Annotated in this window: 11 protein-coding genes and 1 tRNA gene; 5 read left to right on the forward strand and 7 right to left on the reverse strand. The window is 63.9% G+C overall.

Annotation, left to right across the window (positions count from 1 at the left end):
• Nucleotides 1-19: 19 nt before the first annotated feature.
• Both uvrB and A5724_RS29770 read left to right on the forward strand, forming a co-directional pair.
• Nucleotides 20-2,170, forward strand: a complete 2,151-nt coding sequence (gene uvrB / locus A5724_RS29765; RefSeq protein WP_067810859.1) for an excinuclease ABC subunit UvrB — start codon at nucleotides 20-22, stop codon at nucleotides 2,168-2,170.
• Between the two features lie 39 nt (nucleotides 2,171-2,209).
• Entirely contained in the window at nucleotides 2,210-3,640 is a 1,431-nt protein-coding gene (locus tag A5724_RS29770; protein WP_067810744.1) for an MFS transporter, read from the forward strand.
• 270 nt (nucleotides 3,641-3,910) lie between these two features.
• Here the strand turns inward: A5724_RS29770 and A5724_RS29775 are convergent, their stop codons facing one another.
• The 7 genes from A5724_RS29775 to A5724_RS29805 form a co-directional block, all read right to left on the reverse strand.
• Nucleotides 3,911-5,254, reverse strand: a complete 1,344-nt coding sequence (locus tag A5724_RS29775; RefSeq protein ID WP_067810745.1) for an adenylate/guanylate cyclase domain-containing protein — start codon at nucleotides 5,252-5,254, stop codon at nucleotides 3,911-3,913.
• A 25-nt stretch (nucleotides 5,255-5,279) separates the two neighbouring features.
• On the reverse strand, nucleotides 5,280-6,881 hold the full coding sequence (locus A5724_RS29780) for an AMP-binding protein (RefSeq protein ID WP_067810748.1): 1,602 nt from the start codon (nucleotides 6,879-6,881) through the stop codon (nucleotides 5,280-5,282).
• Between the two features lie 36 nt (nucleotides 6,882-6,917).
• Nucleotides 6,918-7,709, reverse strand: a complete 792-nt coding sequence (locus tag A5724_RS29785) for an alpha/beta hydrolase (protein WP_067810751.1) — start codon at nucleotides 7,707-7,709, stop codon at nucleotides 6,918-6,920.
• Nucleotides 7,697-8,539 carry a bifunctional 2-polyprenyl-6-hydroxyphenol methylase/3-demethylubiquinol 3-O-methyltransferase UbiG gene (locus A5724_RS29790; protein WP_067810754.1) on the reverse strand — a complete coding sequence of 281 codons (843 nt, stop codon included), beginning with the start codon at nucleotides 8,537-8,539 and terminating at the stop codon, nucleotides 7,697-7,699. Before A5724_RS29790 ends, A5724_RS29785 begins: the two co-directional genes overlap by 13 nt.
• Before the next feature lie 8 nt (nucleotides 8,540-8,547).
• Nucleotides 8,548-9,471 (reverse strand): alpha/beta hydrolase fold domain-containing protein, encoded by a 924-nt coding sequence (locus tag A5724_RS29795; protein ID WP_067810757.1) that lies wholly within the window; start codon nucleotides 9,469-9,471, stop codon nucleotides 8,548-8,550.
• 153 nt (nucleotides 9,472-9,624) lie between these two features.
• A complete protein-coding gene (locus tag A5724_RS29800; RefSeq protein WP_067810760.1) occupies nucleotides 9,625-10,341 on the reverse strand; it encodes a 5'-methylthioadenosine/adenosylhomocysteine nucleosidase in 717 nt (238 codons plus the stop codon).
• 9 nt (nucleotides 10,342-10,350) lie between these two features.
• Complete coding sequence (locus A5724_RS29805) at nucleotides 10,351-11,079, reverse strand: MgtC/SapB family protein (RefSeq protein WP_067810763.1); 729 nt, start codon at nucleotides 11,077-11,079, stop codon at nucleotides 10,351-10,353.
• Nucleotides 11,080-11,462: 383 nt separating this feature from the next.
• Here A5724_RS29805 and A5724_RS29810 point away from each other — a divergent pair, with 383 nt between their 5' ends.
• The 3 genes from A5724_RS29810 to A5724_RS34825 all read left to right on the forward strand — a co-directional run.
• Entirely contained in the window at nucleotides 11,463-12,230 is a 768-nt protein-coding gene (locus tag A5724_RS29810) for a DUF899 domain-containing protein (RefSeq protein ID WP_232005019.1), read from the forward strand.
• Nucleotides 12,231-12,290: 60 nt separating this feature from the next.
• A tRNA-Cys gene (locus tag A5724_RS29815) sits at nucleotides 12,291-12,361 on the forward strand.
• A 347-nt stretch (nucleotides 12,362-12,708) separates the two neighbouring features.
• On the forward strand, nucleotides 12,709-12,965 hold a 257-nt coding region (locus A5724_RS34825), incomplete at its 3' end, for an MspA family porin (RefSeq protein WP_232005024.1).

The raw sequence follows: 12,965 nt of genomic DNA on the forward strand, positions 1-12,965 counted from the left end.
CTGGTTCTACCCTGTGAACATGGCCTTCGCTACCGAACATCCCGTGCTTGCGCACTCGGAGTATCGCGCCGTCGACGAGATCGTGCGGACCGGCGGTCGCTTCGAGGTGGTCAGCCAGTATGCACCCGCGGGTGATCAGCCGGCGGCCATCGACGACCTGGAGCGCCGGATCAAGGCGGGGGAGCGTGACGTGGTGCTGCTGGGCGCCACCGGTACCGGCAAGTCGGCCACCACGGCGTGGCTGATCGAGCGGCTGCAGCGGCCCACCCTGGTGATGGCGCCGAACAAGACGCTGGCCGCGCAGCTCGCCAACGAACTGCGAGAGATGTTGCCACACAACGCTGTCGAGTACTTCGTCTCCTACTACGACTACTACCAGCCCGAGGCATACATCGCGCAGACCGACACATACATCGAAAAGGACAGCTCGATCAACGACGACGTCGAGCGGCTCCGGCACTCGGCGACGTCGAGCCTGCTGTCTCGCCGCGACGTGGTCGTGGTCGCATCGGTGTCGTGCATCTACGGCCTCGGTACCCCGCAGTCATACCTCGACCGCTCGGTCGAACTGCAAGTTGGGCAGGAGGTGCCCCGCGACGCGCTGCTGCGCCTGCTCGTCGACGTCCAGTACACCCGCAACGACATGGCGTTCACCCGCGGTTCTTTCCGCGTCCGGGGCGACACCGTCGAGATCATCCCGTCCTACGAAGAGCTCGCGGTCCGCATCGAGTTCTTCGGTGACGAGGTCGAGGCGCTGTACTACCTGCACCCGCTGACCGGCGACATCGTCCGCAAGGTCGAATCGCTGCGGATTTTCCCGGCCACCCACTACGTGGCGGGTCCCGAGCGGATGGCGCAGGCGATCTCCACCATCGAGACCGAACTCGAAGAGCGGTTGGCCGAACTCGAAGGTCAGGGCAAGCTGCTCGAGGCGCAGCGGCTGCGGATGCGCACCAACTATGACATCGAGATGATGCGCCAAGTCGGCTTCTGCTCGGGCATCGAGAACTACTCGCGCCACATCGACGGCAGGCCGGCGGGTTCCGCCCCTGCCACCCTGCTGGACTATTTCCCCGAGGACTTCCTGCTCGTCATCGACGAGTCGCACGTGACCGTGCCTCAGATCGGCGGCATGTACGAAGGCGACATCTCGCGCAAGCGCAACCTCGTGGACTTCGGTTTCCGGCTGCCGTCGGCCATCGACAACCGCCCGCTGACGTGGGAGGAGTTCGCCGACCGGATCGGGCAGACCGTGTACTTGTCGGCGACGCCAGGGCCGTACGAGCTGAGCCAGGCCGGCGGCGAGTTCGTCGAGCAGGTGATCCGCCCGACCGGCCTAGTCGACCCGAAGGTGGTCGTCAAACCGACCAAGGGCCAGATCGACGACCTGATCGGCGAGATCCGCAAGCGCGCCGACGCCGACGAGCGGGTGCTGGTCACCACGCTGACCAAGAAGATGGCCGAAGACCTGACCGACTACCTGCTCGAGATGGGCATCCGGGTGCGGTATCTGCATTCGGAAGTGGACACGTTGCGCCGCGTCGAGTTGCTGCGTCAGCTGCGGCTCGGTGACTACGACGTGCTGGTCGGCATCAACCTGCTGCGTGAAGGTCTCGACCTGCCCGAGGTGTCGCTGGTGGCGATCCTCGACGCCGACAAGGAAGGGTTCCTGCGGTCGACCCGCAGCCTGATCCAGACCATCGGTCGCGCCGCCCGCAACGTATCGGGCGAGGTGCACATGTACGCCGACAACGTCACCGAGTCGATGCGCGAGGCCATCGATGAGACGGAGCGCCGCCGCGCCAAGCAGATCGCGTACAACGAGGAGCACGGCATCGATCCGAAGCCGTTGCGCAAGAAGATCGCCGACATTCTCGACCAGGTGTACCGCGAGGCCGACGATGTCGAGGTGGGCGGCTCCGGCCGTAACGCTTCGCGCGGCCGTCGCGCGCAGGGGGAGCCGGGCCGGGCGGTCAGCGCGGGCATCGTCGAGGGCCGCGACACTTCGAACATGCCGCGGGCTGAGCTGGCCGACCTGATCAAGGACCTGACCGAGCAGATGATGGCCGCCGCGCGGGACCTGCAGTTCGAGTTGGCCGCCCGCTTCCGGGATGAGATCGCCGACTTGAAGAAGGAACTGCGCGGGATGGACGCCGCGGGTCTCAAATAAGTTGACCTCAACAGCGGTTGAGCTCCTAACGTGAGCGGGGTGACTGACACCGCGCATCCCGTCTTGGGCGCCACGGGGTCCTGGCGTGCGCTGCTCGGCCCGAGGAACCTCGGTGCGTCCACCGTGCTGGCCGGTGGGGTGGCGCTGTACGCCACCAACGAGTTCCTCACCATCAGCCTGATGCCCAGCGCGGTCGCCGACATCGGTGGTCACCGTTACTACGCGTGGGTGACGACGGTGTATCTGGTCGCCTCGGTGGTGGCCGCCACCACCGTGCATTCACTACTGCTGCGGCTGGGCCCGCGGTGGGCATACCTGTTGGGGCTCAGCGTGTTCGGCGCGGGCAGCCTTGCATGCGCGGCGGCTCCCACCATGGAGATACTGCTCGCGGGCCGCGGGGTCCAGGGCGCTGCGGGCGGCCTGTTGGCGGGCCTCGGCTACGCGGTCATCAACACCGCGCTGCCGAGTTCGCTGTGGACCAAGGCGTCGGCGCTGGTGTCGGCGATGTGGGGCGTCGGAACCCTGGTCGGTCCTGCAGCCGGTGGTCTGTTCTCCCAGTTCAGTTCCTGGCGTTGGGCTTTCGGCATGCTGGTGGTGCTCACCGCTGCAATGGCGGTGCTGGTTCCCATCGCGCTGCCCGCTCGGGCCAGCGCCGAAGTGGAACGGGCGCGCACCCCGATTCCGGTGTGGTCTCTGCTTCTGCTTGGCGCCGCCGCACTGGCCGTCAGCGTCGCAGGCATCCCGCACGATTGGCGCGCGACGGCGGCGCTCCTGGCTCTCGGCGCCGTGCTGGTGGTCATCTTCGTCTACGTCGATCGGCGGGCATCCGCGGCGGTGCTGCCTCCGAGCACCTTCAGTTCCGGGCCGTTGAAATGGATCTACCTGACGCTCGGATTGTTGATGGCGGCGACGATGGCCGACATGTACGTGCCGCTGTTCGGTCAGCACCTCGCGCAACTCACGCCGGTGGCGGCGGGGTTCCTCGGGGCCGGCCTCGCGGTCGGATGGACCGTCGGCGAAATCAGCAGCGCGTCACTGCGAAACAACCGGGTGATCGTCCGGACGGTGGCGGTCGCACCGCTGGTGATGGCGACCGGGCTTGCGCTGGCCGCGCTGACGCAATACGACGACGCCTCGACCGCGCTGGTCGCGACATGGGCGGTGGCGCTGTTGATCACGGGGGTCGGCGTGGGCATCGCGTGGCCGCACCTGTCGGCATGGGCGATGAGTCGCGTCGACGACCCTGCCGAAGGGCCCGCGGCGGCCGCGGCCATCAACACCGTCCAACTGATCTGCGGTGCGGTCGGCGCGGGCCTGGCCGGCGTCGTGGTCAACCTGCGGGCCGCGACCGATGCGGCGGCGAGTTCGCTGTTGTTCGGTGTGTTCGCCGTTCTGGCAGGCGTGGGGTGTGTCGCGTCCTACCGCTCGGGCCGTGGCCAGGCGACGGCGGTCTTACCGGCGTCGAGGTAGGTGATCGCGGCGCGAACCCGGCGGTGATCGTCATCGGAGCGCGGGAGGCCAAGCTTCCTGAGAAGGCGATTGATGTACACCCCGACGGTTCCCTAGCGCGGCCCGAGCCGAAGAGGGTAAGAAGGCTCGGGCCGCTCGACTCCTGCGAACGTGGGCGCCAGCAGGAGAAGTTTGGGATAGCGATAATTATTTTAAGTCTGTTGCCATGAGTTGGGCAGCGCCTCACAGGACCTAGTCATCGAAGCGGCAGCAAGTTCGCAATTCAGGGGATCAGCGCTCGTCGTTCACGGCAAGCACATTCCAGCGGCCGGGCACGCCTTTGAGTTCGTGCCATCCGCGGTCGGTGAATGCGATCCCAGATCCGAGCACTAGCGGCGGAACAGCTTCGGACACCAGGATCTCTCCCGGGTCGGCGACGGCCATGATCCGCGCGGCGATGTGCACGGCAATACCGTGTGCGTCTTGTCCGACCATCGCCACCTCACCGGTGTGCATGCCGATACGTATGACGAGTCCGAGTTCTCCCAAAGCGTCGCGAATCGCTCGGGCACACGAAATCGCGCGGGCCGGTCCATCGAACGTGGCAAAGACACCGTCGCCGGTGAACTTGATGATGTTTCCCCTCGTGCTGGTGACATGTGCCTCGACGATGCGGTTGTGTTCGCTCAGCGCTGCGCTCCAGGCTTCATCGCCAAGGCTTGCTGCGAGCGTGGTTGATTCGACTATGTCGGTGAACAGCACGGTCACAAGGACGCGGTCATTGGTGGGTGCTGCTCGGTTTCCGGTGACGAAGGCCTCTATCTCGCCGAGCGCAACTTCGGCGTCGCCGGCGAACCATGCGTGATCCTCCCCATCCAGTGGTACAAGGCGTGCGTTGGGGATACGTTCGGCAAGATAACGGCCATGGTCAGTCGAAATGTGGCGATCGCCCTTTCGGTGCAGGAGAAGCGTTGGCGCTCGGATGCTTTCGAGTACCGGGCGCACATCGCTGCGCATGTACAGGTCGTATATCTGCTTGAAGTATCCCGGGCCACCCGCGAGCCGCTCACTGCGTGACCACCATCGGCGCCTCGGTCCGTCATCGATCCAGCTTGGTGCCAGTACGTCCGCGATGGCGCCGGTGCCGAAGGCCTCGGCGGTGGCATCCACGTACTTGCCCAGTGCGCACTCACGCAGACCGTAGGGATAGCCGGGCCCGCGGGAAAAGCGGGCGAAGGCGCTCCACAGGATCAGGGAACGGACGCGCTCTGGATGGCTTGCGGTCAACAACATTGTCGGAAGCGCCGATTCGGCTGTGGCGAAGACCGATGCGTTCTCACTATCCACAGCGTCGAGCACTGCAATCAGGCCGTCGGTCCAGGATTGCATTGCGGGAAGATCCTTGGTCGGCACTGCGTCGGAACTACCGACGCCGAGGAGATCCGTCACGATCAGACGGCTGAAGGAGGCCAGCCGTCCCAAGTAGGCGGCGACGGTGGGTTCGTCCCAGAGTAGGTCGATCGGATGGCACGCAGTCGGGATGAAGAGCAGATCAGGTCCACGGTCGCCGACGACCTGATAGGCCAGGTGCACATCCCCACTTCGCGCATAGACCGTGTCCGGCTTTCCTGTCACGGCGCGGATCCGTTCCTGAGCGCGATTAGTGCGCCCTGAGATTCTTGCGAAGAATCTTGCCTGCCGCGGACTTGGGGATGGTATCGGTGAACTCGACCGCACGGATCTTCTTGTAGGGTGCGACTTTTGCGGCAACGAACTCCATCACCTCGTCGGCGGTCAATTCGGCCGAGGGGTGGGCGACGACGAAAGCCTTCGGGATTTCCTCGCCCGACATTGAGTCTTTGACTCCGACGACCGCTGCATCCGCGATACCGGGATGCGTCAACAACAGCGCCTCCAGTTCAGCGGGCGCCACCTGATAGCCCTTGTATTTGATGAGCTCCTTGAGGCGGTCCACGATGTAGACGCAGCCGTTCGCGTCGACGCAGGCGAGGTCCCCTGTGTGTAAGAATCCTTCGTCATCGATGATCGCGGCCGTCGCCGCTTCGTTACCCAGATAGCCGACCATCACATTCGGGCCTTTGAAACACAGCTCACCTGTGGCACTACGGCCCTCGTTCGGGACCGCGATCTGCACTCCAGTCTCGGGGTCGACCAACTTGCTGACTGCGTTCGAGATGGTCCATCCGCATGAATCCAGTGGAGCTGGGGTGCCCAGTGAATTCCGGCCGCCGTCGACCGGCATACAATGCCCGACGCCGCTCAGTTCACTCATTCCGAAGCCCTGCAGTACCGTCACGCCGAGTCGCGTGGCCACCGCGTGACCGAGTTCCGCGTCGAGCGGTGCAGCGCCACAGGCGATTACTTCCAACGACGACAGATCATAGGACGACACTATCGGGTGTTTGGCCAACGCAACGGCCACGGGAGGCACGATGAACGCCCTCGTGCACCGGTGTTCCTGAATCGCGGCCAGAAACGTGGCGAGGTCGAACGACGGCATGACGACCAGCGTCGCGCGGGTGAACAGCGACGCGGTGAGCAGAACTGACAAGCCATAGATGTGAAAGAACGGCAGCACCGCAATGACCACCGCTTCGGCATCAATTATGTTCAGCGGCTGAACTTGTGCGGCATTGGAAACCAGATTGCGGTGAGTCAGCATGACACCCTTGGGAAGACCAGTGGTGCCCGAGCTGTACGGCAACACCGCCAGTTGGTTCGCCGGCCGGAAGTCAGCGTGCTCCCGGAAGCGCGCATTGCCCGTGCGGGTGATCGAGGTCTGCAGCACGGATTGGGCACCATCGAGCGCGACCACCGCACCCTGCGCAAGGCCGATCGCCGCGGCCGCGGTCGCGGCCTTCTCGTGCAGGTCGGAGACGGTGATCATCATCCGCGCTTGCGAATCGCGCATTTGTTTGGCGATTTCCGCTGCGGTCGACAGGACGTTGAAAGTCGTCGCGGTCGCACCTGCCCGCAGAATTCCATGAAAAGCGACCGCGAACGCGGTGCTGTTCGGCGCAAGGAGTCCCACGACGTCACCTACGCCGATTCCATGGTCGGACAGCTTCGCGGCGAAGGACTCGATTCGATCGATCAGCTCGCCGTAGGTGGTTGCCGTGCCGGTGTCCGTGTCGAGCAACGCGACACGATCCAGTTCGGTGTCGGCAATGTCACCGAACAGGTAGTCGAAGACCGTCAGATCGGGAATATCGACATCGGAGAAGGGACTGGCGAAACTCATTGTGCTCCCATCGGGTGTACGTACTTTCACGCCATCTCAGAGACCTTGATCGGCCAGCCAGGATTCGATGAAACGTGCGACAACTCTCCACTGGGGTTCGAGCATCATTTGATGACCAGCGTCGGGAAACAGGACGGGTTGAGTTCCGTAGGCCGCGGCGGTCCGACGAACATGATGGGGCGGATAAACCTGGTCGCGCTGTCCGCCGACGACAAGCATCGGTGTGCGGATATTCTTTGTGGCCACCAGGTCGCCGACCACCGTGTCGAACATCATCGCCCGTGTGCTGTCGGGCTGGATACGCTTCATGAACGCGTCGATAAGACTGTCCGGTACGTCGGTGCCGAAGAACAACTCTCGGACGCCTGCGCGGGTGCCGCAGAGGTGCAGTGGTTGGGCGGTGAGTGCGAATTTCGTTGAGCGCCATGGGTGACGACGTATGCTGCGGAACAAGGAACCCAGCTGGCCACCGCGCGGTGGGGTCGAAGCCATCAGTACCGCGGCGGGGGCCTCGTGACTCTCCAGGTACTTTTGCACCACAAAGCCTCCGATGGAATGACCCACCAGGATAGGTGGCGACAGAAGCGTCTCGACAACAGAAGCGACATCCTTGACGTAGTCGCCAATCGAACAAAGCCGCAGCGGTTTGCTCACCGCGCTCTTCCCGTGACCACGAAGGCTGGGTGCTAACACGCGAAACCCACGGTCAACAAAAAACTCAACGAAGTTGCCCTCCCAGCACCAACCTGCCTGCCAGGCTCCGTGCACCAAAACCATTGGATGCGCGTGAGTCTGGCTTTCGCTTCCGCGATCGATCAACTCGAGCATGGTCCGACCCCGTTCTCGTTGCGAGCCCAAGCGCAGAGCTGGGGAACGAACTCGAGTTGACTGTTTGATGCGACCGCTGCGCGCCGCAGCCGCTCTGGCAAGCTCTCGATCTGAACCTGATCGGCTGTCACTGCGCCCGCCGCGATCATGTGGGGGAGTACTTCGCGGGTTAGGTCCACCAGCCATGACAAGCACACGGAGTCCTCCCCGCTTTCTACGAGCGTCTGCGAGAACATCTGCGGTGCGGGCAGTCCGGCTTCGATGAACACCTCGACGAACCGACCGCCGACATCGAATGCCGTGTCTGCTCGGGTAAGCGTACTGGTCACCGCGTCGTAGATCTCGTGCAACAGCGGGACCCGTGGACTGGAGTGAATCCCACGGGTGGCGTCGATCTCGTGGGTGGCTATGACGCCGCCGGGCCGTACGAGTCGGCGGGTAGCCCGCAGGAAAGCACAGGGGTCCGCCTGATGAATCAGCACGTATCGGCATACCGCCGCGTCGAAATCGGCTGGGCCGTCGTACGTCTCGAGGTCACACTGCTGCAGCTCGACGTTCGTGCGATCGAGACGACGGAACCGTTGCCGAGCGATATCGAGAGCAGCCTCACTGGGATCGATACCGACCACACCGCCCGTCGGCCCGACTAGGTCGGCGATCAGTAGCGAGACATCACCTGGCCCGCAACCGATATCGAGCACACGCATACCAGGCTCGATACCGGCTGACAGCAGCAGTCGTTCCGTGATGGGTCGCAACATCTCCGCTTGCCGCATGAGACGGTCGATCTCGGGTTGGGAATGACCCAATATGTATTTCTGGTCCGCCATTGTTCAACTCAAGCGACGGCTGACTGAAGCCCAAGGCGGGACCGGAGCCAGCCACCCATTTCGTCGATCGCCAGATCAACTTCGGGAACGCGGCCTGCGCCCATGATGAACGAGTGCTGGCCTTCGTCGACCTGCCGCAATACGACGTCGACTCCCGCCTCCTTCGCCCGTGCCGACAGGGCAACGGCGTCGGACGCCAGCAGTTCGAATTCGCCGTAATAGATGGCGGTGCTTGGCAACCCGGACAGCGTCGCGGACAGCAGATTCACCTGTGGATCCGTCCATTCCACGCCCGTCCCATCGAGCCAGCATGACCGGAAGAGCTCCATCAGATCGCGGTTGAGCAGCTTGTCCGAATGGGCGTTGTCCTCGATGGATGCGCCGGACAGCGTGACATCGGCCCAGGGGGAGATCGACAGGATGGCGCCCGGCAGGGCCTCGCCGCCATCCCGCAACCTCAGAGCAAGCGCGATCGCGAGATAGCCACCGATCGAATGGCCGACGCTGGCGATCTTGGCTGGCTGGTAGCCCTGCTCCAACAGCCAGCGGTAAGCGTTGACAGCGTCCTCGACCTGTGCCGGGTATTTGTGCTCAGGCGACCGGCGAAAATTCAGCACCAACGAGCGGGCGCCCGCCGCTTTCGCGAGGTGTGCAGCCGCTTTTCGATCGGAATGCATGGACATGAGCACGCTCCCGCCCATGTGGGTGTGCAACAACACGGCATCCGGTGCGCTGTCTGCGGGAATGCACCACAGCGCCTCCACGCCACCGGCATCGACCTCCGCATAGGTGACCCCCTCCGGTTCTTTGCTTGCCAAATGGATGCTTTCAGCGGCGTGACGCACCGCTGTCAGCGGGGAGTCGGGGGTCGTCGAACTCCCGCTGAGGGTTGCAAGGAAGTTCGCGAACTCCGTTGCTTGCTGGCTCGCCATCGAGGGTTCCTCTCCTGAGATATGGCCGACTGCTGCCTTAAAGTAACGAGCGTAATCCTAAAAGCGTCGATGGCTGCGCCGTCAAGTCAAGCCGAAGGGAACTCACAAGATGTCGTCACGTTCGGCGTGACGTGACTCTCGGTGAGGTGACGACTACAACACCGGCAGCAGGTGCCGCAGAATCACGGCCGAGGACTCGGCCGCCTGATCGACGAAGGTCGTGAAGTCGAACAGGGCGTTACCCCCGGCCAGGTCGGACAGCGCACGGATGACCAACCACGGAACGGCGAACGCCTCACAAACCTGCGCCACCGCGCCGCCTTCCATCTCGACTGCCTTACCGCCGAATTCGGTCAGCAACCGTTGCCGGGTGGTGTCGCAGTTCAGGTACTGATCACCGGAAAGCACTGTGCCGTAATTGATTTGGTCGGTTATCGACAGGTCTGCCAAACGTTGCTTGACGCGGTCAAGCAGTGCGGCGTCGACTCGATAGCCCAGACGGTCCGTCGGGTTGATGACGGGCACGTACCCGGGTTGGTAAGTCTGCACTCGCTCGTTTTCGAGCAACCCGGCATCGTGTTGAATGACGAAATCCGCGATGACGATGTCTCCGATGGCCAGTCCCGGGTCGAGTCCGCCCGCCACACCGGAGAAAACGACTGCGCGGCAGGCAAACCGGTCCGCCAGCAGCGTGGTCACCAGGGCGGCGTTGACCTTGCCCATTCCCGATCCCGCCAGCACCACTTCGTGTCCGTCGATGCTGCCGGTGTCGAAGACAGTGTGTGCAATGTATTCACTTTGCGCATCGGTCAAGACTGCGCGAAGGTGGGCGAGTTCTTGGGGAATGGCGCAGATCAGACCAATGGGCACATGATCAATCTAGTCGGGTTCGTCGTCGAGTTGGCGGATGGCTGTCACGCCTTCGATACCGGCCAGCACCGTCGGCGCCGCCAGAATGCCCCTGCCGGCCAGAGTCAGCAGGACACCGGCGCTGCCCGCGGCGATCCGCTCGCCCGCAGTGTCGGTGGCAAGCTCGGTGAGTTGCCACTGGCGGCGATCGCAGGCTTGCAACAACTTGCTCATCACGCCGCGCCCTTCGTCATAGGTGACGTGCATGGTGACCGAGCCGGCCAACCGCGCTGACAACCGCTTCGCCAGCGGCATGAACCCGACGATGATGAGAAAGTGCATCGCGGTCACGGTGACCGCCAGCAGAAGCAAGCCGGAGCCTGCCGCCATTCCGATGGCGGCGGACTCCCAGACGGCAGCCGCGGTGGTGAGGCCATGCACGGAGCCGCGCCGGAAGATGATGATGCCCGCGCCGAGAAATCCGATGCCGGAGACTATTTGGGCTGCTACTCGGGACGGGTCGACGACCACCAGGCCGTCCTGCAGCACATCTGTGAAGCCGTACTTGCTGACGAGCAGGATCAGGGCGGCCGCGGTTCCGACGATGGTCTGGGTGCGCACACCAGCGCTCTTGCCCTGGATCTCGCGTTCCAGGCCGATCAACGAGGTGAGGCCGAAGGCAACGAACAACTCCACGATTTGTCGTGTGCCTTGCCCGGGGCCGCCGAAGAACGGCGGATCGGCCAGCAGAAGGTTCATCGGGGCGCGTCACGTCGGGCGTAGGAAATCATGCCCGATTTTTGCATCCACCGGCGGCACTCAGCGCAGCAAATGCATGCCCGCCACACGCGGTAGGCGGCCATGCGGTCGCCCATCTTGCGGTAGGGCGTGCCGTCACCGGTTTGCGACGTGATGTCCTCGACGCTGGCCGCAGGACGAGGTGGGTCGCCGTGGCGGTAGCAAGCGGTCTCGATGGGCGGCTTCAATTCCTCGATCGTGCCTTCGACTTCGAACCGCCATCATCGACGCCGTTGTCGGCATATTCACCACCAAAGACACATGCTCGCCGCTGACAAAACCACTGCGCGATGACTTTCGGGCCGCCGCGGAGTCCATATTCGTGAGACTCAACCGTGAGGAGAATGACCATGCCCGTTACCCCTGACGCCTACCCCGAGGTCACCACGCGGGAGGACTGGGTCGCGGCCCGCAAGAAGCTGCTGGCCCGCGAACGCGAGGTGACCCACCTGCGCGATGCGGTCAACGCCGAGCGCCGCAGGCTGCCGATGGTGAGGGTCGAGAAGGACTATGTGTTCGAGGGGCCCGACGGCGAATTGCGCCTGATCGACATGTTTGACGGCAGGTCGCAGCTCTACATTCATCACTTCATGTGGATCGACGCGATCGACAGGGGTTGTCCCAGTTGCACTATGGCCGCCGATCTCACGTTCACCGAACGTGACCGTGCTCTACTCGACGCCAAGGGTGTGGCGTTCGCCGCTGTGTCGAGGGCGCCGTATGCCAGCATCGCACGCTACAAGGCCGAGCACGACTGGACGTTCGACTGGTATTCGTCGCGTGACAACGACTTCACCTATGACTATCACGTCACGCTCGATCCTCAGCGGGCGCCGATCGAGTACAACTACATGTCGGTCGACGAGTTGCACGACGCGGGATTCGACGACGAAGCGCTGCGCGGAGACTGGCCCGGCGCCAGCGTCTTTCTTCGCCGCGGCGAAGAAGTGTTCCACACCTACTCGGCATTCGCCCGCGGGCTCGACCATTCGGCGCCGGGGTACCCGTTCCTCGATCTGACGCCGTATGGCCGGCAGGAAACCTGGGAAGACTCGCCCGCCGGGTGGCCGCAGGGCGGCGATGCCGTCGGCGTGCCGATGGACGGGCAGTAGCAATCAGCGCGAGTCAAACGCTGGGCCGGGTCGGAGCCCGCTGGCAGGGTGGTGTCCACTGCGGGTGTGGCTGAGAGGCAAGGCACCGGCCTGCAAAGCCGTTTACACGGGTTCGAATCCCGTCACTCGCTCGCATCCCTTCGTTGTCAAAATGTGGCGGAATCGTTGCGTCGCAGGGCGTGCGGCAGCAACCAGACCGGAATTTGCGGCAGCTACAGTGCTGTGCGACAGGACTGGCGGTCAGACGAAAAAGGCGCGCGCCGTAGGCGGATCGAGGTACCGCCGGGTTGTCTCGCGCGCCGAACACATGACAGGGGATCAGCGTGAGACTGATGGTCGAGGAGCCGCAGTCGTGTTTTTAAAACCCGGCCGTTCACTGTGGCGATCCGGTGCGCGGTTGGCCGGAACGCTGCTCGTCCTCAGCGGTTCGCTGGGCGTCGCGCCTGGCACCGCGATCGTTGTCGCCGATCCGATCGAGATGGCGCCGAAGTCGTATTCGAAACAGACGCGCGACGGATGGCAGTTGTCCATCTCGATCGAAGGCGAACGGATCAACTCGGTCCCGAACCTCGCTGGAGCTACGACGTCGCGGGAGGCCTTCGTCACTCTGGCGTCCACCGCCACGGCGACGGGTGGCGAGACGCCCATCACCGACAGCCTTTTCATCACCGGATATCAGCTGGGCTGTCAGACCGACGTGTCCAGCGGCCTCGGTATGGGGGGCGCGGGGGCGGA

Origin of the sequence: Mycobacterium sp. ACS1612 (genome assembly GCF_001667505.1) — a bacterium.
Taxonomy (GTDB): domain Bacteria; phylum Actinomycetota; class Actinomycetes; order Mycobacteriales; family Mycobacteriaceae; genus Mycobacterium.

Bases quoted from the DNA above. Each gene is read 5' to 3' on its own strand.
- uvrB (WP_067810859.1), top strand. From the start codon at position 20: ATGGCCTTCGCTACCGAACATCCCGTGCTTGCGCACTCGGAGTATCGC.
- A5724_RS29780 (WP_067810748.1), bottom strand. From the start codon at position 6,881: ATGAGTTTCGCCAGTCCCTTCTCCGATGTCGATATTCCCGATCTGACG.
- A5724_RS29785 (WP_067810751.1), bottom strand. From the start codon at position 7,709: ATGCTCGAGTTGATCGATCGCGGAAGCGAAAGCCAGACTCACGCGCAT.
- A5724_RS29790 (WP_067810754.1), bottom strand. From the start codon at position 8,539: ATGGCGGACCAGAAATACATATTGGGTCATTCCCAACCCGAGATCGAC.
- A5724_RS29795 (WP_067810757.1), bottom strand. From the start codon at position 9,471: ATGGCGAGCCAGCAAGCAACGGAGTTCGCGAACTTCCTTGCAACCCTC.
- A5724_RS29805 (WP_067810763.1), bottom strand. From the start codon at position 11,079: ATGAACCTTCTGCTGGCCGATCCGCCGTTCTTCGGCGGCCCCGGGCAA.
- A5724_RS29810 (WP_232005019.1), top strand. From the start codon at position 11,463: ATGACCATGCCCGTTACCCCTGACGCCTACCCCGAGGTCACCACGCGG.